21 protein-coding genes are annotated in these 25,283 nt (G+C 61.1%); 1 reads left to right on the top strand and 20 read right to left on the bottom strand.

What is annotated here, in order from left to right:
- Window positions 1-7: 7 nt before the first annotated feature.
- From fabZ to AB5Z14_RS00980, 8 genes are read right to left on the bottom strand one after another with little or no spacing between them, the layout of a single operon-like run.
- The gene (gene fabZ, locus AB5Z14_RS01015; protein ID WP_368129939.1) at window positions 8-430 is read right to left on the bottom strand and encodes a 3-hydroxyacyl-ACP dehydratase FabZ; all 423 of its coding nucleotides are present in this window, start codon (window positions 428-430) and stop codon (window positions 8-10) included.
- 9 nt (window positions 431-439) lie between these two features.
- A complete protein-coding gene (gene accB, locus AB5Z14_RS01010) occupies window positions 440-913 on the bottom strand; it encodes an acetyl-CoA carboxylase biotin carboxyl carrier protein (protein ID WP_368129938.1) in 474 nt (157 codons plus the stop codon).
- Between the two features lie 3 nt (window positions 914-916).
- Window positions 917-2,164, bottom strand: coding sequence for a beta-ketoacyl-ACP synthase II (gene fabF / locus AB5Z14_RS01005; RefSeq protein ID WP_368129937.1), 1,248 nt, complete (start codon window positions 2,162-2,164; stop codon window positions 917-919).
- Between the two features lie 39 nt (window positions 2,165-2,203).
- A complete protein-coding gene (fabG, locus tag AB5Z14_RS01000) occupies window positions 2,204-2,977 on the bottom strand; it encodes a 3-oxoacyl-[acyl-carrier-protein] reductase (RefSeq protein ID WP_368129936.1) in 774 nt (257 codons plus the stop codon).
- A 30-nt stretch (window positions 2,978-3,007) separates the two neighbouring features.
- On the bottom strand, window positions 3,008-3,934 hold the full coding sequence (locus AB5Z14_RS00995; RefSeq protein WP_368129935.1) for an ACP S-malonyltransferase: 927 nt from the start codon (window positions 3,932-3,934) through the stop codon (window positions 3,008-3,010).
- Window positions 3,922-4,866: an enoyl-[acyl-carrier-protein] reductase FabK gene (gene fabK / locus AB5Z14_RS00990; protein ID WP_368129934.1), complete on the bottom strand. Its 945-nt coding sequence runs from the start codon at window positions 4,864-4,866 to the stop codon at window positions 3,922-3,924. The genes AB5Z14_RS00995 and fabK overlap by 13 nt, the downstream gene beginning before the upstream one ends.
- 2 nt (window positions 4,867-4,868) lie before the next feature.
- Window positions 4,869-5,105, bottom strand: a complete 237-nt coding sequence (locus AB5Z14_RS00985) for an acyl carrier protein (RefSeq protein ID WP_117583074.1) — start codon at window positions 5,103-5,105, stop codon at window positions 4,869-4,871.
- Between the two features lie 51 nt (window positions 5,106-5,156).
- Complete coding sequence (locus AB5Z14_RS00980) at window positions 5,157-6,122, bottom strand: 3-oxoacyl-ACP synthase III family protein (protein WP_368129933.1); 966 nt, start codon at window positions 6,120-6,122, stop codon at window positions 5,157-5,159.
- A gap of 176 nt (window positions 6,123-6,298) precedes the next feature.
- Between AB5Z14_RS00980 and AB5Z14_RS00975 the strand changes: the two genes are divergently transcribed.
- Window positions 6,299-7,075 carry a biotin--[acetyl-CoA-carboxylase] ligase gene (locus AB5Z14_RS00975; protein ID WP_368129932.1) on the top strand — a complete coding sequence of 259 codons (777 nt, stop codon included), beginning with the start codon at window positions 6,299-6,301 and terminating at the stop codon, window positions 7,073-7,075.
- A 116-nt stretch (window positions 7,076-7,191) separates the two neighbouring features.
- Here the strand turns inward: AB5Z14_RS00975 and rpsJ are convergent, their stop codons facing one another.
- From rpsJ to AB5Z14_RS00915, 12 genes are all read right to left on the bottom strand, one after another.
- Window positions 7,192-7,500 (bottom strand): 30S ribosomal protein S10, encoded by a 309-nt coding sequence (rpsJ, locus tag AB5Z14_RS00970; protein WP_022094184.1) that lies wholly within the window; start codon window positions 7,498-7,500, stop codon window positions 7,192-7,194.
- Window positions 7,501-7,560: 60 nt separating this feature from the next.
- Window positions 7,561-9,660, bottom strand: coding sequence for an elongation factor G (fusA, locus tag AB5Z14_RS00965; protein ID WP_022094183.1), 2,100 nt, complete (start codon window positions 9,658-9,660; stop codon window positions 7,561-7,563).
- Window positions 9,661-9,679: 19 nt separating this feature from the next.
- Complete coding sequence (rpsG, locus tag AB5Z14_RS00960; protein WP_006235013.1) at window positions 9,680-10,153, bottom strand: 30S ribosomal protein S7; 474 nt, start codon at window positions 10,151-10,153, stop codon at window positions 9,680-9,682.
- A 73-nt stretch (window positions 10,154-10,226) separates the two neighbouring features.
- Window positions 10,227-10,604, bottom strand: a complete 378-nt coding sequence (rpsL, locus tag AB5Z14_RS00955; protein WP_006235012.1) for a 30S ribosomal protein S12 — start codon at window positions 10,602-10,604, stop codon at window positions 10,227-10,229.
- Between the two features lie 680 nt (window positions 10,605-11,284).
- Entirely contained in the window at window positions 11,285-12,361 is a 1,077-nt protein-coding gene (locus tag AB5Z14_RS00950) for a DUF4179 domain-containing protein (protein ID WP_368129931.1), read from the bottom strand.
- Window positions 12,312-12,830 carry an RNA polymerase sigma factor gene (locus tag AB5Z14_RS00945; protein WP_368129930.1) on the bottom strand — a complete coding sequence of 173 codons (519 nt, stop codon included), beginning with the start codon at window positions 12,828-12,830 and terminating at the stop codon, window positions 12,312-12,314. Before AB5Z14_RS00945 ends, AB5Z14_RS00950 begins: the two co-directional genes overlap by 50 nt.
- A 386-nt stretch (window positions 12,831-13,216) precedes the next feature.
- On the bottom strand, window positions 13,217-17,692 hold the full coding sequence (locus tag AB5Z14_RS00940; protein ID WP_368129929.1) for a DNA-directed RNA polymerase subunit beta': 4,476 nt from the start codon (window positions 17,690-17,692) through the stop codon (window positions 13,217-13,219).
- A gap of 6 nt (window positions 17,693-17,698) precedes the next feature.
- Window positions 17,699-21,190, bottom strand: a complete 3,492-nt coding sequence (gene rpoB, locus AB5Z14_RS00935) for a DNA-directed RNA polymerase subunit beta (RefSeq protein ID WP_255412935.1) — start codon at window positions 21,188-21,190, stop codon at window positions 17,699-17,701.
- A 286-nt stretch (window positions 21,191-21,476) separates the two neighbouring features.
- Window positions 21,477-22,385, bottom strand: a complete 909-nt coding sequence (locus AB5Z14_RS00930) for a UTP--glucose-1-phosphate uridylyltransferase (protein ID WP_055250255.1) — start codon at window positions 22,383-22,385, stop codon at window positions 21,477-21,479.
- Between the two features lie 314 nt (window positions 22,386-22,699).
- Window positions 22,700-23,077, bottom strand: coding sequence for a 50S ribosomal protein L7/L12 (gene rplL, locus AB5Z14_RS00925; protein ID WP_006235005.1), 378 nt, complete (start codon window positions 23,075-23,077; stop codon window positions 22,700-22,702).
- A 102-nt stretch (window positions 23,078-23,179) separates the two neighbouring features.
- Complete coding sequence (gene rplJ / locus AB5Z14_RS00920; protein WP_055250258.1) at window positions 23,180-23,701, bottom strand: 50S ribosomal protein L10; 522 nt, start codon at window positions 23,699-23,701, stop codon at window positions 23,180-23,182.
- Window positions 23,702-24,098: 397 nt separating this feature from the next.
- Window positions 24,099-25,235: a pyridoxal phosphate-dependent aminotransferase gene (locus AB5Z14_RS00915; RefSeq protein ID WP_368129928.1), complete on the bottom strand. Its 1,137-nt coding sequence runs from the start codon at window positions 25,233-25,235 to the stop codon at window positions 24,099-24,101.
- Between the last annotated feature and the right edge of the window lie 48 nt (window positions 25,236-25,283).

Below are 25,283 nucleotides of genomic sequence, written 5' to 3'. Positions count from 1 at the left end.
GCCTTCCTTAACTTTCGTGCATGAGTGCAAAAGACATATCGGCGCGGCAGCAAACCTCACCGTTGACGCTCGCAGTACCCGTCGCAAAGCGGAACGGCCCGCGCGCACGCGTGATGGAGCACACCAAATCCACCGTGTCGCCCGGGCGCACCGGACGCATAAAGCGCACCTTGTCCAGACTCGTGTAGAACGGCGTCGCGCCGCGCGCCTCCTCATCGCCCATCAGCAGCACGCAGCAGTTCTGGGCGAGCATCTCGCACTGGATCACGCCGGGGACGACCGGGTTTCCCGGAAAATGCCCCTGCAAAAAGTACTCGTCGCCCGTAATCGTGATCTTGCCGTGGGCCTCGTCGCCCACTAGCTCGGCTTCGTCGAGCAAAAGCATCGGCTCGCGATGCGGTAACAGTTCTTTAAGCTCTTCTTTGTTCATGGATATCACCTATCCGATCCTCATGAGGCAGCTGCCAAACTCCACGAGGTCGCCGTCGGCCACGCAGACCTCGAGCACCTCGCCGTCTGCCTCGGCCGTCACCTCGTTGAGAACCTTCATGGCCTCGATGATGCAGAGGGTCTCGCCGGCCTTGACCTTGGAACCCACGTGCACAAACGGTTCGTCGCCCGGCGCCGGGGCAGCATAGAAAACGCCGACCATGGGAGCGGTCACCTCGGTGCCCTTGGGCTCCGGCGCGGCGGCAGGAGTCTGCGCGGCGGGTTCCGGTGCGGCAGGCGCGACTGTGGGAGCTGCAACTTGAGCGGCCATGGCACTCGGCATAGGCATGGGCACGGCAACCGGCTGCGCGGCGCTCGCGCGCTCGAGTTCGACCGCGGTGCCATCGGGCTCCTCAACGCGTACGCGCGTGAGGCCGCGGTCCTCCATAACATCGGCTATCTCGGCAAGTCTTTTGGAATCCATGCTCTAGCTCCTCGTATATCTACGCAGCGCGATGGCAGCGTTGTGTCCGCCAAAGCCCAGATTGGTCGAAAGCGCCCAGGTAAGGTCGGCGCGAACCGCTCGATTGGGCGTGTAATCAAGATCGCAGGCGGGATCGGGCGTGTGGTAGTTAATGGTCGGGGGCACCACGCCCTGCTCGAGCGCCATGGCGCAGGCCATGACCTCGATGGCGCCCGTGGCGCCGATCATGTGGCCGGTCATCGACTTGGTCGACGAGACGTGCGCGGCGCGTGCCGCGTCCTCGCCGAGCGCACGCTTTATGCCCGCCGTCTCGGACGAATCGTTGAGCTTGGTCGAGGTGCCGTGAGCGTTGATGTAGAGGCCCTCGGAAGGCTTAACGTCGCCCTCAGCCACCGCCAGCGATATCGCACGGGCAATGCCGGCAGCCTCGGGATCGGGGCTCGTGATGTGATAGGCATCATCGGTGTTGCCGTAGCCCACGACCTCGGCATAAATGTGCGCACCGCGCGCCTGCGCATGCTCCATGCTCTCGAGAACCAGCACGCAGGCGCCCTCGCCCATCACAAAGCCGTCGCGGTCTGCATCGAACGGACGGCAAGCCGTCGACGGGTCAGGATTAGTGGTGAGAGCACGGCAGGATGTAAAGCCCGCAACGGCATCGGGGATGATTGCGGCCTCGGCGCCGCCGGCGAGAATCGCATCGGCATAGCCATGCTTGATGGCGCGGAACGCCTCGCCCACGGCATGGGCCGAGGTCGCGCAGGCGGTCACCACGGGCAGGGTCGGGCCCTTTGCCTTGTGGCGGATTGCGATATTGCCCGAAGCCATATTGGGGATCATCATCGCGATCATATAGGGCGATGCGCGGCGGGGCCCACGGTCGGCAATCGTGTGGACGTTGTCGACGAGTGTCTGCATGCCGCCCACGCCCGAACCCACGTAGACGCCCAGGCGCTCGCGATCGATGGCGCCCTCGACATCAAAGCCCGCATCGTGCATGGCCTCGTCCGACGCTGCCAAGGCAAACTGGACGCAGGGGTCCAGGTGCTTGGCGTCACGCTTGCCAAAGTACTCGTTGCCGTCAAAACCCTTGACCTCGGCCGCCACCTTAACGGCAAACGCATCGGTATCGAAGTGCGTGATCGGTCCGATACCGCACGCGCCGGCGCACATGGCCGCCCAGGTGGCAAGCGCCGTGTTGCCGAGCGGCGATACGGCGCCGATACCGGTGATTGCAGCTCTCTGTTCCATCATGGTCTCCTCATCCAAGCCGTTGTTCGGCCCTGGTTTCTACATCGCCATTCCGCCGTCGACGCGCACGACCTCGCCCGTAATGTAGGCAGCCGCATCACTCGCCAAAAAGCGCACCACGCCGGCTACTTCCTCGGGGCGCGCCATGCGCCTCAGGGGAATCTGCTCCTCGGTTGCCGCGCGAACCTTTTCCGAGAGCTTTGCCGTCATATCCGTCTCGACAAACCCGGGGGCAACCGCGTTCACTCGAACGCCGCGGGGCGCAAGCTCGCGCGCCACCGCCTTGGTCAGGCCGATCACGCCCGCCTTGGAGGCAGCGTAGTTGACCTGCCCGGCATTGCCCATCAGGCCCACAACCGAGCTCATGTTGATGACGCAACCGCCGCGCTGGCGCATAAAGGTCTTGGTGAGCGCGCGCGTCGTATTGAACGTGCCCTTGAGATTGACATCGAGCACGCGGTCGAAGGCATCGTCACCCATACGCATGAGCAGGCCGTCGCGCGTGATGCCGGCGTTGTTGACGAGCGCCCAAATGGAGCCAAAGTCGTTGAGGACCGTCTCCATGCATGCGTTGACGGCAGCGGGGTCGGCCACATCGCATTGATACGCGCGAGCTGTGGCACCAGCGGCCTCGCAGGCTTCGCACGTCTCGCGCGCCGCATCGCCGCCACCGGCATAGACGACGGCGATATTAAAGCCGTCCTCCGCCAGACCGACAGCGCAGGCGCGGCCGATACCCCGCGAGCCGCCCGTGACCAGTGCCACGCGACGTGAGTCGTTGCGCTCGAGCGCGCCGTTGTTCAAGTTGCCCATGTCATTCCTTTCGGGTTACAGCCCTGTGGACTATGCGAGCTCGTCGGCAATAGCTGCGACCTGCTCGGCCGTTTCGCACGAATACACGCGAACGTCGCTCAGCGTACGCTTGACCAGGCCCGACAGCGTTTTGCCGGGGCCGACCTCAATAAACGTATCGATGCCTTGATCCTGCAGAGCATGCAGCGTGTCGACCCAGCGCACGGCATGACTCACCTGGTTGGCCAGCACCTCCGATGCCGCCTGCGGGTCGGCCGGATAAGGTGCCGCCGTCATATTTGCCATAACAGGAATGAGCAACGGGGACGGCGCGTGACCGGCCTCGATATATGCAGCAAGGCCACAGGTCGCCTCGGCCATATAGGGGCTATGGAATGCACCCGACACCGCGACCTTCATGGCACGACCGCCAGCCTCTTTTACCAGGACGTCGAGGGTCTGCAACGCATCGGGCGCTCCGGCCACAACCGTCTGCTGGGAACTGTTGTAGTTGACCGGCCAGCAGTCCTCGCCGGCCTGTTTTGCCAGGCCCTCAACTTGCGCTGCATCGAGCTTGATGACGGCGCGCATGCCGCCAGGGTGACGCTCGGCCGCCGTGGCCATAAGCGCCGCGCGCTCACACACGAGCTCAAAGCCCGCTCGCGTATCGAATGCCCCCGCAAAGGTGAGCGCGGCGACCTCGCCCAGCGAGAATCCCGCACAGGCGGCAGGCACCACGCCGCGCTCGCGCAGGGCGACGGCGGCAGCCAAGTCGTGCACGAACACGCAAGGCTGCGTGTTCTCGGTCTGCGAGAGCTCCTCTTTCGAGGCGCTCCGGCACTGCTCGCTGGTCCCCGGGCGTACCTCATCGGCAATGGCGAACACCTCGGCAGCCGCCGGTGATGCTTCGATGAGGTCGACGCCCATCGCGGGATGCTGGGCACCCTGACCGGCAAACAGAAACGCTACGCTACCCATGCGGACGCACCCTTCAGGACATGCTCGGCGCCATCGACCAGATCGTCGACGATTTCGCGTGCGCTCTGGCGTTCGTTGACCATGCCGGCAATCTGTCCGCACAAATACGAACCCTCTTCGTAATTACCGTCCTTTGCGGCTTTACGAAGCGCGCCCGTGCCCATGGCCCCGAGCTCCTCGGGGCTTGCGCCCGCCGCCTCATTCTTGGCATACGCGTTGGTAAAGGGGCTCTTGAGGGCGCGAACCGGATGTCCCGTCGAGCGACCGGTCGCACGCGTCGACGTGTCGCCCGCCTTGAGCACCAGCTCTTTGTACTGTTCGGATACGGTGCACTCGTTTGCGACCAGAAAGCGTGTTCCCACCTGGACGCCGGCAGCGCCGAGCATAAAGGCGGCCGCCACACCGCGACCATCGGCGATGCCGCCAGCCGCAACCACGGGAATATCGACCGCATCGACAACCTGCGGCACCAGCGCCATCGTCGAGGTCTCTCCAATATGGCCGCCCGATTCGGTGCCCTCGGCAACCACGGCAGTTGCTCCGCGACGCGCCACGAGACGCGCCAGCGTCACCGAAGCCACGACGGGTATGACCTTGATGCCTGCATCGTTCCAGGCCTTCATGTACTTGGTGGGATTGCCGGCGCCGGTCACCACAACGGGCACCTGCTCATCAATCACCACTTGTGCGACCTCGTCGACAAACGGGCTCATGAGCATAACGTTGACGCCAAAGGGCTTGTCCGTCTTGGCGCGCAGCTCGTGAATCTGATCACGCAGCCAGTTTGCGTCGGCATTCATGGCCGCGATAATGCCTAAGCCGCCCGCCTCGGACACGGCCGATGCCAGCGAGGCATCGGCAATCCAGGCCATGCCGCCCTGGAACACGGGCTTTTCGATGCCGAGCAGGTCGCAGAGAGGAGTCTTGAGCATTACTACTTCTCCAATGCCGCCTCGACCGTATCGACAAACTCGCCGACCGTCTTGGGGTTCTCCTCGGTATCCAGCTGAATGCCAAACTCGTCCTCGACAGCGACGAGGATCTCGACGGTACCCAAGCTGTCGAGGCCAATCTCCTCGAGCGTGGACTCGGGCTTCATCTCGACATCGTCAAGGCCGGCGGTCTCGCGGATAACGTCGCAAACGCGCTCGAAGGTCTTCTGATCTGCCATGGTGTTTCTCCTTTGGTTGTGCCCTGGGGGCGTTTTATGTCCTATGTGCAACTACTTCCAGCGAAGCAGGTAGCCACCTATATCTAGACCGGCGCCAAATCCAACCAAGGCGATGGTGTCGCCCGTGTTCAGTGCGCCGGCGCGTGCCAACCGGTCAAGCGCAAGGGGAATGCAGGCGCTCGAAATGTTGCCGGTCTCACGCAACGTGCGAACTACGCGGTCGTCTGGCACACCCAAACGCTTGACCGCTTGGCTCAAGATTCGCTCGTTGGCCTGATGGAATACAAAATGGTCGATGTCCTCAACCGCAATGCGAGCGTCGCTTGCGAGCTTGTTGACCGTGTCGCAGATCGCATTGACGCCAAACTTGAACACGCGACGGCCGTTCATGGAAAGCACGCTCTCGCGGTCCGCGGAAGCCTTGAACGGCGAGGTGCCGGCTAACCCCGGTACACGCAACGTCTCGACATCGGGCGCGGTCGAAAGCTCAACGGCAAGGGGATTCTCTCCCCCGACCTCTATGACCGCAGCGCCCGCGCCATCACCAAAGAGCACGCACGTCGCACGGTCGCGGTCGGTCCAGTCGAGCGCACGCGTCATCTGCTCGGCGGCAACGACAAGTACGTGCCTGGCGCGACCGCGGGCGATATAGCCCTCGGAGACATCGAGCGCAAATACAAAGCCCGCACAGGCCGCAGAGACGTCGAAGGCAGGACACGTTACGCCCAGGCGCTCGGCAACGGCGCACGCTTCGGCGGGAACGAGATGGTCGCCCGTCGTCGTCGAGCAGACGATAAGATCCAGCTGGCCCGCATCGATTCCGGATGCCTGGAGCGCTCGCTCGCTTGCTGCAACGGCAAGGTCATCGAGTGACTCGTTTGTGCAGACATGGCGGCTCTTAATACCCGTGCGGGTAAAAATCCACTCATCCGAGGTGTCCAGGAACTCGGACAGCTCGTCATTGGAAACGCTACGCTCAGGAAGCGCCGAGCCCGTTCCCAGTATCGTGAAACCCATCACTAACCTCCTTTGAGTTGTTGACGTGTTTACATCGACCAAGAGAGGATAGCGCATTCTTTGCTTTGTTGACGTGTTAACATTAAATTGTCCAAATGCGACAAAGGCTTCACATTGTGTCTATCGCTCGACACCATGGCGTGATTGTCTTATCTGTGAAGGAGGTAGCAGCCGTTATGGATGCTCATTTGACGGTGGTCGATGTAACCGGATCGACCAACGATGACCTGCTCGAAGCAGGAAAACAGGGTGCGCCGCACGGCACAGGACTTGCCGCCCGAGCCCAAACGGCAGGACGCGGCCGGCGAGGCCACAAGTGGGATTCAACCGCCGGCAACCTATTGCTTTCGATTGTCCTGCGTCCATGCGTTGATCCTGCAAAGTACTCTGGTCTTGCTGCCGTCAGCGGCCTAGCGGTGCTCGAAGCGCTCGAAAAGCAAGGTCTCGCTAACGAAATTGGCCTCAAATGGCCCAACGATCTCGTCGCGCGTGGGCGCAAGCTCGGCGGCATTCTAGTCGAGGCAGCACGCGACAACGAGGGCAAGCCTTTCGCCGTCTGCGGCATTGGCGTCAACGTGAACTACACGCCCCAAGAGGTTCCCGATGGTGGCCTGGCGGCGATTGGCCTCTCGGACCTCAACGAGAGCGTTCCCTCGGTCGATACGCTTCTCGACGAGGGCCATCACACGGTCATGGACGCTGTAGACGCCTGGGCCGAGCAGCTCAGTACTCTGGCAGATGATGCCGGCCCGCTTACACCCGTACGCGAGGAATACATCGCCCACCTCAACTGGATTGGAGAGCACGTTATCGCCCGCTCCCCCGCCGGAGTCGAGCTGGCGCAAGGCATCTTTAAAACCGTCGATACCTTTGGTCGCGCGTGCATCGAAACGAAAGACGGCTTGCAATCCTTCCATTTTGAGGAGGCATCGCTGCGTCCCGTAAGCGAATAAGCGCCACAGCCACACGCTCGACAGCCTTGCCCAGCGGTCCAAGACCCATCATTCAAAACAAAAGAGCCCCGCTACCGTAATGGCAGCGGGGCTCTTTAAGCTATGAGCGATATCGCTTAGAGCTTGATGTCGATGTCGACGCCAGCGGGGAGGTCGAGACGCATGAGCGAATCAACGGTGCCCGAGGTGGGGTCGAGGATGTCGATGAGGCGCTTGTGGGTGCGCATCTCGAACTGCTCACGGGAGTCCTTGTTCACGTGCGGCGAGCGGATAACCGTGTACAGGTTGCGCTCGGTGGGCAGGGGGACAGGACCGGAAACGCGAGCGCCGGTCTTCTGAGCGGTCTCGACGATGAGCTTCGCGGACTGATCGACGACCTCGTGATCATAGCCCTTGAGGCGAATGCGGATCTTCTGGGTAGCCAACTTAAACCTCCAAAGAGTGCGAGAGATGTTCTCGCGGATTACGTAACAGGGAGCTCGAACTTAGGCGTTCTTGCTCATGACCTCGTCCACGATGGACTTGGGCGCGGGCTCATAAGAGTCGAACTGCATCGTGTAGGATGCACGGCCCTGGGTCTGGGAGCGAAGGTCGGTAGCGTAACCGAACATCTCGCCCAGCGGCACCTTGGCACGGATGAGCTTGCTGTTCTTGCGATCCTCCATGCCCTCGATCTTGCCGCGGCGACCGGAGAGGTTGCCCATAACGTCGCCCATGTACTGCTCGGGGGTCTCGACCTCGACAGCCATGATCGGCTCGAGCAGCTGCGGATCGGACTTCTTGAGGGCGTCCTTGATAGCCATGGAACCGGCGATCTTGAAGGCGGCCTCGGAGGAGTCGACCTCGTGGTAAGAACCGTCGAACAGGGTGACCTTAACGTCGAGGACCGGGAAGCCGGCGATAACACCGGTGTTCAGGGCCTCCTGGATGCCCTTGTCGATGGACGGGATATACTCCTTGGGCACGACGCCGCCGACGATAGCGTTGACGAACTCGTAGCCGAAGCCCTCCTCCATCTTCTCGAGCTTGATGACGGCGTGGCCGTACTGACCGCGACCGCCGGACTGACGGACGAACTTGCCCTCAGCCTTCTCGACGTCGTGACCAGCGGTCTCGCGGTAGGCAACCTGGGGCTTACCAACGTTAGCGTCAACCTTGAACTCACGGAGCAGACGGTCGACGATGATCTCGAGGTGCAGCTCGCCCATGCCGGCGATGATGGTCTGGCCGGTCTCGTGGTTGGTGGACACCTGGAAGGTCGGGTCCTCCTCGGCGAGCTTGGTCAGAGCCAGGGACATCTTGTCCTGCTCGGCCTTGGTCTTGGGCTCGATGGCAACGTCGATAACGGGCTTAGCGAACTCGATCTTCTCGAGGACGATCTCCTTGCCCTCGGCGCACAGGGTGTCACCGGTGGTGGAGTTCTTGAAGCCGACGCAAGCGACGATGTCGCCAGCGGCAGCGTCGTCACGGTCGATACGCTCGGCGGCGTTCATCTCGAGGATGCGGCCGAGACGCTCGCGCTGACCGTTGGAAGCGTTAACAACGTAGGAGCCGGACTCGGCACGGCCGGAGTAAACGCGGACGTAGGTGAGCTTACCGACGAACGGGTCGGTCATGATCTTGAAGACCAGGCCGGAGAAGGGCTCGTCGAAGGAAGGATGACGCTGGATCTCCTCGCCGGTGTCCGGATCGGTACCGGTAACGGCCTCAACGTCGAGCGGGCTGGGCAGGTAGTCGACGACAGCGTCGAGCAGCTCCTGGACGCCCTTGTTCTTGTAGGCGGAACCCACGAAGACGAGGTTGAGCTCGTTGGCCAGAACGCCCTTGCGCAGAGCAGCCTTGAGCTCCTCGACGGTGAAGTCCTCCTCCATGAGGATCTTCTCCATGAGCTCGTCGTCAAAGCTGGCAGCAGCGTCAAGGAGCTCCTCGCGCTTGGTGGCAGCGATGTCGGCAAACTCAGCCGGGATCTCGTCCATCGGCTCGGGGTAGGTCATGCCCTTCTCGTCGGCCTTGAAGTCCCATGCAGTCATGGTGACCAGGTCGATGACGCCCCAGAAGTTGTCCTCGGCGCCCATCGGGACCTGAGCGGCCACGGCGTTAGCGTCGAGACGATCCTTCATGGTCTCGATAGCGTTGAAGAAGTCAGCGCCCACGCGGTCATACTTGTTGATGAAAGCGATGCGGGGGACGTTGAAGGTGGAAGCCTGACGCCAAACGGTCTCAGACTGGGGCTGAACACCGGCAACGGCGTCGAAGACGGCGACAGCGCCATCGAGGACGCGCAGGCAGCGCTCGACCTCGGCGGTGAAGTCAACGTGGCCCGGGGTGTCGATGATCTGGATGCGGTAGTCCTTACCGTCCTTGTTCCAGAAGCAGGTGGTAGCAGCGGAGGTAATGGTTACGCCGCGCTCCTGCTCCTGAACCATCCAGTCCATGGTGGCAGCGCCCTCATGGACCTCACCGATCTTGTGGGTCTTACCGGTGTAGTAAAGAATACGCTCGGTCGTGGTGGTCTTACCGGCATCGATGTGGGCCATGATGCCGATGTTACGGGTATCGGAAAGCTTGTACTTAGGCTTAGCCATGTTAGTTCCTTACCTTAACTTACCAACGATAGTGAGAGAACGCGCGGTTGGCCTCGGCCATCTTGAAGACGTCCTCACGCTTCTTGACGGAAGCGCCCAGGCCGTTGGAAGCGTCGAGGATCTCGTTGGCGAGACGCTCGGCCATGGTCTTCTCCTTGCGAGCGCGGGAGAAGTTGACGATCCAGCGGATACCCAGAGCGGTGGAACGACGGGAGTTGACCTCCATCGGGACCTGATAGGTAGCGCCACCGACACGCTTGGGCTTAACCTCGAGCGTGGGCTTGACGTTGTCCATAGCCTTCTTGAAGGTAGCGAGAGCGTCGCCACCCTCGGACTTCTCGGCAACGATCTCGAAAGCGGTGTAAACGATGCGCTCAGCGGTGGCCTTCTTGCCGTCAAGAAGGACCTTGTTGATGAGCTGAGTCACCAGGCGGTTGTTGTAAACGGCGTCAGGCTGAACCTCACGACGATTAGCTGCTGCACGACGCGGCATGTGAAATCTCCTTAAGTGTCTACCGTGCGGCGCTTAGGCGGCACACGGCGAAAGTATCAAAACGTTATCTGGCTTATTTGGCCTTGGGGCGCTTAGCACCGTACTTGGAACGGGCCTGCATACGGTTCTGGACCGGAGCAGCGTCGTAGGCGCCACGGATGACGTGATAACGGACACCAGGGAGGTCACGGACACGACCGCCGCGGACGAGCACGATGGAGTGCTCCTGCAGGTTGTGGCCCTCACCCGGGATGTAAGCAGTAACTTCGATGCCGTTGACAAGGCGAACACGGGCAACCTTACGAAGAGCCGAGTTCGGCTTCTTGGGGCTCGTGGTGAAGACGCGGGTGCACACGCCGCGCTTCTGGGAGTTGTGCTGCAGAGCAGCGTTCTTGGACTTCTTGGGCACGGAACGACGGCCCTGGCGAACCAGCTGGTTAATAGTAGGCAAAGCGTACTCCTTCTCGAATGATTCCAGCTTTCTGTAAAGTGCAACGGCTTGAATCGAGGGGTCAGCATCCCCCTACGAAACACGCAGTTCGATAGGATACGTGGCGTTAGCTGTGCCGTCAACAGACCACGCCGCCGGGCGTATCCTAAAATAGCAACATTTCCGCAAACCCTACACAAAAGGAATCCCCTCCTGTGCGCAAGGGCGGATTCCCGGCCCGGGCGGCCCAGGTTTTAAGTTTGCTGCTCTACAGTCCTGCGCAAGACGGAAAGCACATTAAGTGCTTTCCTTTGCGTGCGGAACTCGCGACAAACTTAAAACCTGGGCCGCCCGGGCCGGGGATCCGACGTGCTCGTCGGGGCAACGTTACCTGCCAAAAAGGGGACAGGCTTTTTTGGTCAGTTTATCTGGGAAAACGTCGCGTTCCAGCGGTGATCTGCTCTCACCTGTCATAGGAAAATCGGCGACGTTTTCGGAAGTATGCGGCAAATTTTGAACTTACCGAGCACACCGGAGTTTTGCGATAACAAACCCGCAGGTAGAACGCTTGAGCATATGCGGTGTGGTCGACCCATCAAGATTTTGCCGCATACTTCCGAAATTTAGACGAATATCGCTCAAAATAACCGCCCATTTAACGCTAAAAAGGCCGCTTCCCCTCTTGGGAAGCGGCCTAGACCTTACGAATAGACGATGGTAAAGGGTACTTTCGTTTCGGTCTCCCCCGTTGATGTGTACCTCGCGCCCTCGAGGGTTACCGAGACCACTTGATCGACATCAATCAACTTCGTTGGCACCCAAATGTTCTCTCCGCTATTGCGTGCCATCGAAACATAGAAGTTGTACGCCCCTGCGTCGTCATCTTCGATAATCTGCTCCGATCCATCCTTGTAGGTTACGGTCAGTTTATGATCAACCGCTTCATAGCCCAGATCATCGATATGCGTCTGGATGGAAAACGGACTGATCTCGAGAGGCGAGTCGTCGGAGCGGAGCTCCTTTGTATCGACGTACGCTCCGACGCTAAATTCGGGCGTTGATGCCTCGAACGGCTTCGCATCCTCGCCTTCGCCCTCAGTCCACTGGATATTCCAGGTGACCGCGTGTCGCAAATCTCGATCGCGATTCCAAGATGCAAAGTACATTGTGCCGTTAATGACCGTGTCGCTTGATGTGTCCTTGTCAATTGTGCAGCGTGTGTCAGCCCATTCCTCGCCGAAGTTCATGCTGGGCGTGCCGATGCCTTGTTCTTCTTCACCATAGAGAACAAGTTCGCCAGTCTCTGCTGCCGGCTTGTAGTAGTTAACACCATTTGGATTGGACAACGTAAACGTTACGGCACCGCAACCGTTTTTATCGATAGCCATATCATGAATGTCGAGTGTATAGCCGTTGCCCTCGACGGACAGATTGACCTTCTGTACTGAACCCTCCAAGCTTTGGGGCGCGATACCATCACCAAACTCTCTGGTGTAGGTATATTTAGTCCCCGACGAGCCACCTTGAGTCCAGGTAATGGACTCTCCGTTGCCATGGTTTCCCCAGGCAGAGGCAAAATAACTGGAATTGACGACGGCATAGGCGACCCCTCCGGTCGCCAGCACTCCGGCAAGGCATCCGATTACGGCAACATAGAGAGGCTTCGCGTGGCCCTTTCGATGAAGCGGCTCACCCGCAGCAGCATCAATAACACGGTCGGCAAGATCGCTATCGGCTTGGATGGACTCGAAGGCCTGCTTGATTTGGTTGGATTTCACGGTCGCCCTCCTCTAGGATGAACTTGAGCTTCGATCTACCGCGAGCTAAACGCGTTCGGACGGTCGCGGCCGGCACATGCAATAACTCGGCAATCTCTGAGGTCGAAAAGCCCAGATAGTAATAGAGCACGATGGGGATACGGAATCGTTCCGGAAGTCGCATGACATCGAGCAGGACATCCTTGGTCTCATCCTGCGCCGTCGAGAGCGAATCGGTCAGGCACTCGAGATCCTCCACGCGCCTCCATGGCTTTCGAAAGAGCGATTTGCACTCGTTGATCGTGACCCGGATAAGCCATCGGCGAAGATGCTCCCGACTTTCAAAATTCCCATCGCTTTTGAGCAACTTAAGAAAGACGTCCTGAGCAACGTCGTCGGCGTCGGCGCGATCGCGCAGATACGTCAATGCGATCCGAAACACGACATCTCGGTGATCTTCGACCGCCTGTCTAAAAGCTTGTTCTTCCATAATCACCTCCCGGTGACGTTGATGGTTCTTGATGAGGTCCTCACCATAGATACGCTTTGGCCAAACGAAATGTTTCAAATTCAAGCATGAAAAAACCGACCAAAATAAACCTGTCCCTTATTGGCAATAAGGAATCCCCTCCTGTGCGCGAGGGCGGATTTCCGGCCCGGGCGGCACGGGGGTTAAGTTTGCTGCTCTACAGTCCTGGCTCGCACGGAGGCCACATTAAGTGGCCTCCGGCTCGTGCGGAACTCGCGACAAACTTAACCCCCGTGCCGCCCGGGCCGGAAATCCAACGTGCTCGTCGGGGCAACGTTCCTCACTAAAAAAGACCCGTTTCCCTGTTGGGAAACGGGTCTTTAAAAGGGCGGTTAACGTACTAGGAATTACTCCTCGTCGTTGTCCTTGGCCTCTTCGGCGTCGTCGGTGTCTACGAGCTGGTTGAGCAGCTCGTCGAGGGAAGCCATGTCCTCGTTGATGGCACCGTTGGCGGGAGCCTTCTTGTCGTCGATCGGGGCGCCCAGGAGCTCCTCGTCGGCGTCGGCGTGATGCGTCGGAGCGGAGGTACCCAGCAGGATATCGTCCGGACCGTCGGGGCTAAAGACCATCTGCAGCAGTTGCGAGAGGTCTTCCTCGTCGGCAACGTCGTCGTTGTTCTCGAGGATGTAGAGCAGGTCGTGGGCCTCCAGGCCGTCACGGAGCTCCTCGATCGCCTTGGCACCGATACCATCGATGCGCAGCAGATCCTCCTCGGACTTGCCGACCAGGTCGCCGACCGTCTCGATGCCGACCTCGCTGAACTTGTTGGTCCAACGCTGCGACACGCCCAGGTCGTCGAACAGGTACAGGCGAGCCTTCTCGGCGGAGATGGTATGGCCGTTGCGGGTGAACGAACCGTCAGCACCACCGAACTCGTCGTAGCCGGCCCAGTCGAGCTGCTGCGGGAGCTGCTCGTCCAGGTCCTTGAGCTCCACAGGGGCCCACTCAGGCAGCGACTTGGCGTTGGGCGAAGCCGGGCCGTCGATGTCCACGTAGCCGTCGGCCGTGCGATACGTCAGCTTGGCGTTGGCATACGGCTTAAGGCCGGTACCAGCCGGGATCTTCTTACCGACGATGACGTTGGACTTAAGGTCGAGCAGGTGGTCGACCTTGCCCTCGATGGCAGCCTCGGTAAGGACGCCGGCAGTGCGGATGAACGAAGCGCTCGACAGCCAGGAGTCGATGTTGGACGCGACCTTGAGCGTACCCAGGATGACGGGCTCGGCCACGGGAGCCTGACCGCCCAGACGGGCAACGCGCTCGACCTCGTCAGCGAACTCGTAGCGGTCGACGTACTGACCAAGCAGGTACTTGGAGTCGCCGGGGTTGGAGATCTGAACGCGACGCAGCATCTGACGTGCGAGCACCTCGATGTGCTTGTCGTTCAGGTCGACGCCCTGGCTGGTGTAGACGTCCTTGACGCTCTCGACGAAGGTGTGCATCGTCGACTCGATGTCGGTCAGCTTGCGCAGGTTGCGGAAGTTGACGAAGCCCTTGGTGATCTGGTCGCCGGCGCGAACTTCGCAGCCGTCCTCGATCTCGGGCATGAAGCGCACCGAAGCGGGGACGCGACGCTCGTCGAGGACACGGGTGTGATCCTCGGAGTCGGTGAGCGTCAGCACGTACTCGGACTTCTCGGGCTTAATCGAGAGGTGGCCGGAGTACGGAGCCAGCTCGGCCTCGCGACCCAGAATCTTCTCGTTGACGTTGCCGACGATATCGAACATACGGCTGACCGTAGGCAGACCCTGCGTAATATCGTCGACGCCAGCGACGCCGCCGGAGTGAATGGTACGCATCGTAAGCTGCGTACCGGGCTCGCCGATGGACTGGGCGGCAATAATGCCGACGGCAGTACCGATGGCGACCGGACGACGGGTGGAAAGATCCCAGCCGTAGCACTTCTGGCACACGCCGTACTTGGAGCGGCAGGTGAGCAGTGCGCGAAGCTTGACCTTCTTAAGGCCGGCATCGACCATCTTCTGGATGTCAGCGACCTTCTCGATGTAGCCGTCCTGCTCAAAGAGCACGGTGCCATCGGGAGCCACGACGTCCTCGATGAAGCAACGGCCGACGAGGTCGGTGTTGAGGTCGGTGGTGCCGGGGATGATGAGGTTGTAGGTGACGCCCTCGTGCGTACCGCAGTCCTCCTCGCGGACGATGACGTCCTGGGCCACGTCGACCAGACGACGGGTCAGGTAACCAGAGTCCGAGGTGTGGGATGCGGTATCGACCAGGCCCTTACGGGCGCCGTAGGTCGAAATGAAGTACTCGAGCGGCAGCAGGCCCTCGCGGAAGTTCGCCTTAATGGGAAGGTCGATCGTCTCGCCGGACATGTCTGCCATCAGGCCACGCATGCCGCCGAGCTGACGCAGCTGGGTCTTAGAACCACGGGCGCCGGAGTCGGCCATCATGTAGAGCGGGTTCTCCTCGTCGAACAAGTCGAGCATGAGCGCTGCGACCTTGTCGGTACAAGCGGTCCACTCGTTAACGACTTCGATGTGGCGCTCCGTCTCGTTGATGAAGCCCTCCTCGAAGTACTCGTTGATCTGGTCGACGTTGGCCTGGGCGCGATCGAGCAGCTCCTGCTTCTCGGCAGGGATGAGAGCGTCCCACACCGAGATGGTGAGGCCGGCGCGGGTAGCGTAGTGGAAGCCGGAGTACTTGATGGCGTCGAGGATCGGGCCGACCTTGGCCTCGGGATAGCGATCGCAGCAGTCCGCAACCAGCTTGGCCACGTCGCCCTTGACCATCTTGTAGTTCATGAACTCGTAGTCTTCGGGCAGGCACTGGCGGTTGAAGATGATGCGGCCAATGGAGGTCTCGAAGCGCGCGGTCTTGTTGCCGGTGACGTCGTAGTCGACAAACTCGTTCTTGCCGTTCTTGACGCGGAAGATACGGGTGCCGTCCTCGTTGATGACATTGGCGTCGGCAGCGGACACACGGACCTGAATCTTGGCCTGCATGTCGACCTCGGAGCGGCAGTCATAGGCGTGCAGCGCATCGTCGAAGCTTGCGAACACGTGGTTCTCGCCCGGCAGACCGTCGCGGACCTGGGTCAGGTAGTACACACCGATGATCATGTCCTGCGAAGGGATGTTGACCGGCTTGCCGGATGCCGGCGAGCGCAGGTTGTTCGCAGAGAGCATGAGCACGCGAGCCTCGGCCTGAGCCTGGCTGGACAGCGGCACGTGGACAGACATCTGGTCGCCGTCGAAGTCGGCGTTGAAAGGCGAGCAGACCAGCGGGTGCAGGTGGATAGCCTTGCCCTCGACCAGCACCGGCTCAAAGGCCTGGATGGACAGACGGTGCAGGGTCGGTGCGCGGTTGAGCAGCACGACGCGGCCGTCGATGACCTCTTCGAGGATGTCCCACACAAAGGTGGCACCGCGGTCGATAGCGCGCTTGGCGCCCTTGATGTTCTCGACCTTGCCGAGCTCGACCAGGCGCTTCATGACGAAGGGCTTGAAGAGCTCCAGCGCCATGGTCTTGGGCAGACCGCACTGGTGCAGCAGCAGCTTGGGGTCGGTAACGATTACCGAACGGCCGGAGTAGTCGACACGCTTACCCAGCAGGTTCTGACGGAAACGACCCTGCTTGCCCTTGAGGGCCTCGGCGAGCGACTTGAGCGGGCGACCGCCACGGCCAGAGACCGGGCGACCACGACGGCCGTTGTCGAACAGGGCGTCCACGGACTCCTGGAGCATGCGCTTCTCGTTGTTCACGATGATCGCAGGGGCGTCCAGGTCGAGCAGGCGCTTGAGTCGGTTGTTACGGTTGATCACGCGACGATACAGGTCGTTGAGGTCGGACGCGGCAAAGCGACCGCCGTCGAGCTGGACCATCGGGCGCAGATCGGGCGGAATGACCGGGATGACGTCCAGGATCATGTTCGCGGGGCTGTTGCCACCCTTCAGGAAGGCGTCAACGACCTCGAGACGCTTGACGGCCTTCTCGCGCTTCTGCTTCTGGGAATCCTCGTCGGCAATGATGGCCTTGAGCTTCTCGGCCTCGGAAGGAAGGTCGATGGCAGCGAGCAGGTCGCGGACGGCCTCGGCACCCATACCACCCTTGAAGTACATGGAGTAGTAACGGGTCATCTCGCGGAACAGCGGCTCATCGGAGATGAGGTCGCGCTCGGTGAGCTTCATGAAGGCGTTGAAGGCGTCCGTGCGGAGCTGCTTCTCGTCCTTGCACTCTTCCTCGATGTCGACGATGCCAGAGGCGATCTCCTCGGGGGTCAGCGGCTCCTCGTCGGAGAACTCGTCAAAGTTCTCGGGGTCGCCCTGCTCCTTGAGGGACTCGATCTGGCGGGCGCACTCGGCATCGATCTCTTCCAGATCGGCGGCGAGCTCCTCGCGCAGGTCGTCAGCGTCGGCCTCGCGAGCCTCGTAGTCAACCTCGGTGATGATGTAGCTGGCAAAGTACAGAACCTTCTCGAGGTCCTTGGACTTGATGTCGAGCATACGGCTCATCGGGAAGCTCGTGGGGCTCTTGAAGTACCAGATGTGGGACACGGGAGCGGCGAGCTCGATGTGGCCCATGCGGTCGCGACGCACCTTGGCCGAGGTGACCTCGACGCCGCAGCGCTCGCAGACGATGCCCTTAAAGCGGATGCCCTTGTACTTGCCGCAGGAGCACTCCCAGTCCTTGGCGGGACCGAAGATCTTCTCGCAGAACAGGCCGTCCTTCTCGGGCTTGAGGGTACGGTAATTGATGGTCTCCGGCTTCTTGACCTCACCGTGCGACCAGGAACGGATCTGGTCGGCGGAGGCAAGGGAGATCTTTACCGAGTCAAAATCAGTAGCTTCGAAATCTGCCACAGTCAACTACTCCTTATCAGTGGTCGTGGCGGCGACAGCCTCGGGTGCCTCGGCGGTCTCGGCATCCTCGGCCTCGACGTCGGTGTCAACGCCGGCGAGCGCAGCCAGGTCGTCGAGAGCAGAGGTCTCCTCGGCGGTCACAGGGGCGGAGGCGTCCTCGTCGGCATCGTGCATGGGCTCGATGTCCAGCGCGAGGGAGCGGATCTCCTTGACGAGAACCTTGAAGGACTCGGGGATACCCGGGACAGGAACGTTCTCGCCCTTGACGATGGACTCGTAGGTCTTGACGCGGCCCACGGTATCGTCGGACTTGACGGTCAGGATCTCCTGCAGGACGTTGGAAGCACCGTAAGCGTACAGTGCCCAAACTTCCATCTCGCCGAAGCGCTGGCCGCCGAACTGGGCCTTGCCGCCCAGAGGCTGCTGGGTAACCAGGCTGTAAGGGCCAGTCGAACGGGCGTGGATCTTGTCGTCGACCATGTGGCCGAGCTTGAGGATGTAGGACGTACCCACGGTAATGGGCTCGCGGAACTCCTCGCCGGTACGGCCGTCGAACAGACGGGTCTTGCCGCGCTCGTCAAGCTGGGTGACGAATTCGGGGCGCATGTGATCGCCAAAGGCAGCGGTGGCCTTGTTGAGCATGTTCTTGTTGGCACGACGAATGACCTCGGCGATCTCGTCCTCCTTGGCGCCGTCGAAGACGGGCGTGGCGGTGAAGAACGGACCGGGGACGTACTTGTCGGAGTCGGCCTGCTCGGTATCCCAACCGCAGGCAGCAGCCCAACCAAGGTGGCACTCGAGCAGCTGGCCGACGTTCATACGCGAAGGAACGCCCAGCGGGTTGAGGATAACGTCGATCGGGGTACCGTCAGCCATGTAGGGCATGTCCTCGACCGGCAGAACGTTACAGATAACACCCTTGTTGCCGTGGCGGCCGGCGATCTTATCGCCCTGCTGGATCTTACGACGCTGGGCGACGTAGACGCGCACCTGCTCGTTGACGCCGGGGGCCAGGTCGTCGCCGTTCTCGCGGCTAAAGCGGACGACGTCGATAACGCGGCCGTAAGCGCCGTGAGGCATCTTAAGGGAGGTGTCGCGGACGTCGTGGGCCTTGGCACCGAAGATGGCGCGCAGTAGGCGCTCCTCGGCGGTCAGAGCGCTCTCGCCCTTAGGCGTGACCTTACCGACCAGGATGTCGCCAGGGCCGACCTCGGCGCCGATACGGATGATGCCGTCCTCGTCGAGGTTGGCAAGCATGTCCTCGGAGAGGTTCGGGATCTCGCGGGTGATCTCCTCGGGGCCGAGCTTGGTGTCGCGGGCGTCGATCTCGTGACGGGTGATGTTGATGGTCGTCAGCAGGTCCTCGGCCACCAGGCGCTCGGACACGACGATACCGTCCTCGTAGTTAAAGCCTTCCCACGGCATGTAGGCCACGGTGAGGTTCTGACCCAGTGCGAGCTCGCCATGATCGGTCGAAGGACCGTCAGCCAGGGGCTCGCCCTGCTCAACGGTGTCACCGACGCGCACGAGCGGACGGTGGTTGATGCAGGTGGACTGGTTGGAGCGCTGGTACTTGGCCAGGTGATACTCGTCCATGCCGCCGGCATGCTTGACGATGATCTTGGCGGCGTCGGCAAAGATGACCTCGCCGGCGTTCTTGGCCAGGGTGACCTCGCCGGAGTCCAGGGCGGCGCGACGCTCCATGCCGGTACCGACATAGGGAGCGGCGGGGTGAACCAGCGGCACGGCCTGACGCTGCATGTTAGCACCCATCAGCGTACGCTTGGCGTCGTCGTGCTCAAGGAACGGGATCAGCGTGGCTGCGACGGAGAGCATCTGACGCGGCGAGACGTCCATGTAGTCGACGTCCTCGACGGGCACGTCGGCGGGAGCGCCGAAGGAGCCGTCGAAGTCGCGGGTACGGGCGATCACGGTGTGCGGGCGGACGATCTTGCCCTCGGCATCGGTCGTGATGAACTCGTTGGTCTTGGGATCGAGCGGCGTGTTGGCCGGCGCGATGACGTGCTTCTCTTCCTCGTCAGCGGTCATCCAGTCGATCTGGTCGGTGGCAACGCCGTTCTCGACGCGACGGAACGGGGCCTCGATGAAGCCATACTCGTTGACGCGGGCGTAGAGGGCGAGCGAGCCGATCAGGCCGATGTTGGGGCCTTCGGGGGTCTCGATCGGGCACATGCGGCTGTAGTGCGAGTTGTGAACGTCGCGGACGGCCGTCGGCACGTTGGTGCGGCGGCTGGAGCCGGACTTGTGGCCGGCAAGACCACCAGGGCCGAGTGCGGACAGACGGCGCTTGTGGGTCAGACCGGTCAGGGGGTTCGCCTGGTCCATGAACTGCGAGAGCTGCGAGGAACCGAAGAACTCCTTGATGGAGGCCACGATCGGGCGGATGTTGATGAGCGACTGCGGGGTGATCTCGTCGATGTCCTGGGAGCTCATGCGCTCACGGACGACGCGCTCCATACGGCTCATGCCGATACGGAACTGGTTGGCGACGAGCTCGCCGACGGTACGGATGCGGCGGTTGCCGAAGTGGTCGATGTCGTCGACCTTGAAGCCCTGCTCGCCGGCAGCGAGGGACAGCAGGTAGCGCAGCGTCGCGACGATATCCTCGTCGGTGAGCACCGTGACCTCTTCCTCGGTGGTGAGGTTGAGCTTCTTGTTGACCTTGTAACGACCAACGCGGGCCAGGTCGTAGCGCTGCGGGTTAAAGAGCAGGCCCTCGAGCAGGCTGCGGGAAGCGTCCACGGTGGGAGGCTCGCCCGGGCGCAGACGACGGTAGATCTCGATGAGGGCGTCCTCGCGAGTGAGGGCGGTGTCGCGCTCCAGGGTGCGCTTGATCACATCGGAGTTGCCGAGCAGCTCGATGATGTCGTCGTTGGTGACGGCGATGCCAAGGGCGCGCAGGAACATCGTGGCGCTCTGCTTGCGCTTACGGTCGATGGAGACCATGAGCTGGTCGCGCTTGTCGACCTCAAACTCAAGCCAGGCACCGCGGGACGGGATGATCTGGGCCTTGTAGATCTGCTTGCCCGAATCCATCTCGGAGCTGTAGTACACGCCCGGGGAACGGACGAGCTGCGAGACGACGATACGCTCGGTACCGTTGATGATGAAGGTGCCCTGATCGGTCATCATGGGGAAGTCGCCCATGAAGACGAGCTGCTCCTTGATCTCGCCGGTCTCCTTGTTGGTGAGACGGACGTCGGTCAGAAGCGGGGCCTGATAGGTCATGTCCTTCTCGCGGCACTCCTCGACGGTGTGCGCGGGGTCGCCGAACTGATGCTCGCCGAAGGTAACCTCGAGAACATGGTTCTGGCTCTGGATGGGGCTGGATTCCTTGAACGCCTCACGAAGACCCTCGTCCTTAAAACGCTCAAAGGATTCCCTTTGAACAGAGATAAGGTTGGGAAGCTCCATGGCCTCCGGGATTTTCCCGAAGCTGACGCGCTTGCGCTCAGTGGCAGTGTATGCGTAGGTCACCAGGTTTTTCCTCCTTCACGGAAATGCTCGGTGGGTTGGCGAGGCATAGCTTCGCCAGTTATCGCAACCTAATAGTTTATCAGGTACCGACCGTTGAGCAAGAAAAGCCTTGACGCGATTGAGTTTTTGGAGTAGCAAAGTTTTTCGACAGAAAACACGCAGGTAGATGTATGTGTATCGAACATCTGTTCATATATTTTCTGTGAACAGGGGCCGGCAATCGCAGCTCTTATAAAAAACGGGCGCGAACCGAGGTCCGCGCCCGTAAATATCGATGCCCGAAGGCTTACTTGCGCATCAATCCACCGCGCTCGTCGATGGCGTCCCAGAAGGCATCGGCAAAGCGGGGGTCGCTTGCAGCCATGAGGGCGTTGGTGGCCATCCAGCCAGAGGGAGTGCCGGTGTCGTAGCCCGACAGCGGGTCGATGACGACGGCGTACATGGCCTCGCGGTCGAGCGAACGGGCCATGGCGTCGGTGAGCTGGATCTCGCCGCCCTTGCCGGCCTGCTGATCTGCCAGCAAGTCCATGACCAGCGGGCTCAGCAGGTAGCGACCGACGATGTACAGGTTGGACGGAGCAGCCTCGGGAGCGGGCTTCTCAACCAGACCGCCGATACGCCAGACAGCGCCCGGCTCGGCATCGGCAACGTCCTCGGCGCCCTCGAGCGAACCGACGCGCTCGCCGGCGATAACACCGTAGCGGCTGACTTCCTCGGGCGAGCAAGCAGCGACGGCGATAACCGAAGCGCCACCGTGCTCCTTGGAAACGGCGAGCATCTTGTCGCAGATGTCGCGGTTAGGCACAACGTAGTCGCCCAGAAGAACCAGGAAGTTCTCCCCTGCCACGGCGTCGGCAGCAGAGCGAATAGCATGGCCGAGGCCCTTGGGCTCGTACTGATAACGGAAGTCGACCGGCATACCGCCAGCGTGGGCGACGGCATCGGCATAGGCGTTCTTGCCGCGCTCGCGCAGCAGGTTCTCGAGCGAGCGATCGGGCTGGAAGTAGTTCAGCAGCTCGGGCTTGCCGGGAGAAGTAACGATGATGGCATCGTCGACCTCCTCGGGGTCGAGTGCCTCCTCGACGACATACTGGATGACCGGCTTGTCGAGCACCGGCAGCATCTCTTTGGGCGTGCACTTGGTGCCAGGCAGAAAACGTGTGCCAAGACCGGCGGCGGGGATGATTGCCTTCATGTTATTCAAAGATCCTTTCGCAGGCGCAAAAGCGCCCCATGCGTGCGGCACACAGCCGCAGACCAAATTGCGATACTCAAGCATCTTACCGCTGGAACTATATGTCGCTACAAGGCAGGGACAATTCTTCAGCAGGTCAACGCAAATTATTGCTCGAATGGTGCAATTTTATTGCCCAACGGCAGGGCACCCGATACGACGCAAATCACAGAACATGGCAGTTTGAGCAACCGATGTCGAGGAACCGAAAAACAAAAAAGACGGGGCTCGCAATGCGAACCCCGTCTGCAAAGAAATCTGGCGAGAAAGCCTGATTACTTGAGGGTGACAGCAGCGCCAGCAGCCTCGAGCTTCTCCTTGGCAGCCTCGGCGTCCTCCTTCTTGGCACCCTCGAGAACAGCCTTGGGAGCGCCCTCGACGACCTCCTTGGCCTCCTTCAGGCCAAGGTTGGTGAGCTCACGGACGGCCTTGATGACCTGGATCTTGTTGTCGCCGAAGCCCTCGAGCACGACGTCAAACTCGGTCTTCTCCTCGGCCTCAGCAGCGCCAGCAGCGGGAGCGGCGACAACAGCGGCAGGAGCAGCGGCGGAAACGCCGAAGGTGTCCTCGATAGCCTTAACGAGCTCGGAAGCCTCGAGAAGGGTCATTTCCTTAAGAGCATCGATGATCTCATCGGTGGTAAGCTTAGCCATTTCTAAGTCCTTTCGGTTTCCGTGCGGATGCACGGAGATCAGTTAAAACACGGCGCGAATGCGCCAGGGGTGCGGCGTTGCCGCCGCGGGTGAAAACAGCAACTAGGCTGCCTTCTGCTCGGAGACCTGCTGGATCGAACGAGCGAGACCAGAGGAAACGCCGTTGACGCAGACAGCGATGTCGCGAGCGAAACCGGAGATGAGACCGGCGATCTGGCCGAGAAGCTGATCCTTGGTGGGCAGCTCGGCGATAGCCTTAACGTCATCAGCGGAAACGGCCTTGCCGTCGGAGATACCGCCCTTGATCTCAAGGACGCCCTTGGACTTAGCGGAGAAGTCCTTAAGGGCCTTAGCGGCCTCGACCGGCTCGGTCTCGTAGAACACATAAGCGACGGGGCCGGCGAGGATCTCGTCGATCTCGGGCTGCTCCTGGTTCTTGAGAGCGATCTTGACCAGGTTGTTCTTGTAGACCTTCATCTCGGCGCCGCACTCGCGAAGCTGATGACGCAGCTCCTGAGCCTGCTTAACCGTCAGACCGTTGTAGTTGACGACGAACAGACCGGCGTTCTCGGCGATACGGGACTCGATCTCTGCAACCTTGTCGATTTTGTACTGCTGGGGCATGAATTACACCTCCTCGAATTCTTTCCGGGCACGGTCCGCCACAAGGACGTGACGGGGGCATGTCCAAAAAGAAAGCCCCCGCGCTGCATGAGCGACGGGGGCGAGAAGACATATCTACTCGACCACCTCGGCTGGCGGGATATCCCATTAAGCTCGCGGGCGATGCCCGTTTGCACCGGCTGTCTCTGGCAGCGGATTCGTGCGTGAACCTAAAGTATTATGGCGGGGACCCCGGCGTCGGTCAACGGGCGCGAGGATTCGTACACAAACCCTGCATACGCTCCGGTCCGAGGGGCCGGAGCTACGGTAACTTTGCTGCGAATCCTCGCGTCCGTTGAGCGGCGCGCCCCACACATAACCCTTATGTCGGTGGGCTGATGGGTTGCGTCCCTTTGGACTACAACGTTGCGACGAAGTTGGACAGGCGATTTAGGCCTTCGTCTAGATCTTGGTCGGAGACGCAGTAGCTTAGGCGGATGTGACCTTCGATTCCGAAGCAGTTGCCTGGGACTAGGGCTATGTTGGCTTCTTTGATGGCTTTGATGCAGAAGTCTTCGCTTGTTAGGCCGAACCGTTTGATGCTCGGGAAAGCGTAGAAGGCTCCTGCGGGCTCTACTACGTCGAGGCCCATGGCGTTTAAGGCTGCGAGTACGCGTTCGCGGCGGGCTCGGTAGACTTTGAGCATGGGGGTGGGGTCGACGGTGAGGGCTCGGGCTGCGGCGTCCATTTCGAAGGAGACGGCGCTCGATACTAGGTATTGGTGAGCCTTGGCGATCTCGGCGATGACGGGTGCCGCTGCTGCGAGCCAACCCAGGCGCCAACCGGTCATAGCCCATGGCTTGGAGAAGCTCTCGATGACTACCGTCTGCTCACGCAGCTCCGGGTGGCGCTGGGCAAAGCGCTCGTAGCCATCCACGTAGACGAGGCGGTTGTATACGTCGTCGCAGACTACGTAGATGCCCGACTGCTCCGCTACGCGCGCCACGGCGTCGAGCGATGCCGCGTTGAGAATGCAGCCCGTGGGATTGTTGGGCGAGCAGATAACGATGGCTTTGGTCGCCGGGGTCACACAGGCGCGAAGCGCATCCTCGTCAATCTGAAATTGCGCAGGCTCCGTGTCCAAAAAGACCGCTTTGGCGTGGTTGGCCACGACGATGCTCTCGTACAGGCCAAAGGCCGGCGTGGGGATAATGACCTCGTCGCCGGGGTTGAGCATAGCCATGAATGTTGCCGACAGAGCCTCGGTCGCACCGTCGGTCAGGATGACCTCGTCGGCCGAAAACGTAAGGCTCGCGTCCCCCATATAGACAGATAACGCCTCGCGCAGGGCGGGACGACCGTTGTTGGGCGGGTAGTGCGTGTCGCCGCGGCTCAGCGAGGCGATCACCTCGGCGCTAATCACGTCGGGCGTGGGAAAATCAGGCTCGCCAAGCGCAAGCGCGATGCACCCTGGGTGCTGGGTGGCGAGCGCGTTGATTCGGCGGATGCCGGAGGGCTTGAGCGTGGCAAGCGAGGTATTCATGGGCAGGCGCATGGCGTTCCTTTCGTAAGGGTTGCACTAGGATAGCGCGGCGAGGCGCCG

The sequence above is a fragment of the Collinsella aerofaciens genome (assembly GCF_040910265.1).
Lineage (GTDB): Bacteria > Actinomycetota > Coriobacteriia > Coriobacteriales > Coriobacteriaceae > Collinsella > Collinsella aerofaciens_BK.
Note: the sequence above shows the minus strand (reverse complement) of the source record. Positions and strands in the feature narration are given on the sequence as shown.

Coding starts and splice junctions, on each gene's coding strand:
- fabZ (WP_368129939.1), bottom strand. CDS start 430: ATGAACAAAGAAGAGCTTAAAGAACTGTTACCGCATCGCGAGCCGATG.
- accB (WP_368129938.1), bottom strand. CDS start 913: ATGGATTCCAAAAGACTTGCCGAGATAGCCGATGTTATGGAGGACCGC.
- fabF (WP_368129937.1), bottom strand. CDS start 2,164: ATGGAACAGAGAGCTGCAATCACCGGTATCGGCGCCGTATCGCCGCTC.
- fabG (WP_368129936.1), bottom strand. CDS start 2,977: ATGGGCAACTTGAACAACGGCGCGCTCGAGCGCAACGACTCACGTCGC.
- AB5Z14_RS00995 (WP_368129935.1), bottom strand. CDS start 3,934: ATGGGTAGCGTAGCGTTTCTGTTTGCCGGTCAGGGTGCCCAGCATCCC.
- fabK (WP_368129934.1), bottom strand. CDS start 4,866: ATGCTCAAGACTCCTCTCTGCGACCTGCTCGGCATCGAAAAGCCCGTG.
- AB5Z14_RS00985 (WP_117583074.1), bottom strand. CDS start 5,105: ATGGCAGATCAGAAGACCTTCGAGCGCGTTTGCGACGTTATCCGCGAG.
- AB5Z14_RS00980 (WP_368129933.1), bottom strand. CDS start 6,122: ATGGGTTTCACGATACTGGGAACGGGCTCGGCGCTTCCTGAGCGTAGC.
- AB5Z14_RS00975 (WP_368129932.1), top strand. CDS start 6,299: ATGGATGCTCATTTGACGGTGGTCGATGTAACCGGATCGACCAACGAT.
- fusA (WP_022094183.1), bottom strand. CDS start 9,660: ATGGCTAAGCCTAAGTACAAGCTTTCCGATACCCGTAACATCGGCATC.
- rpsG (WP_006235013.1), bottom strand. CDS start 10,153: ATGCCGCGTCGTGCAGCAGCTAATCGTCGTGAGGTTCAGCCTGACGCC.
- AB5Z14_RS00945 (WP_368129930.1), bottom strand. CDS start 12,830: ATGGAAGAACAAGCTTTTAGACAGGCGGTCGAAGATCACCGAGATGTC.
- AB5Z14_RS00930 (WP_055250255.1), bottom strand. CDS start 22,385: ATGAAGGCAATCATCCCCGCCGCCGGTCTTGGCACACGTTTTCTGCCT.
- rplL (WP_006235005.1), bottom strand. CDS start 23,077: ATGGCTAAGCTTACCACCGATGAGATCATCGATGCTCTTAAGGAAATG.
- rplJ (WP_055250258.1), bottom strand. CDS start 23,701: ATGCCCCAGCAGTACAAAATCGACAAGGTTGCAGAGATCGAGTCCCGT.
- AB5Z14_RS00915 (WP_368129928.1), bottom strand. CDS start 25,235: ATGCGCCTGCCCATGAATACCTCGCTTGCCACGCTCAAGCCCTCCGGC.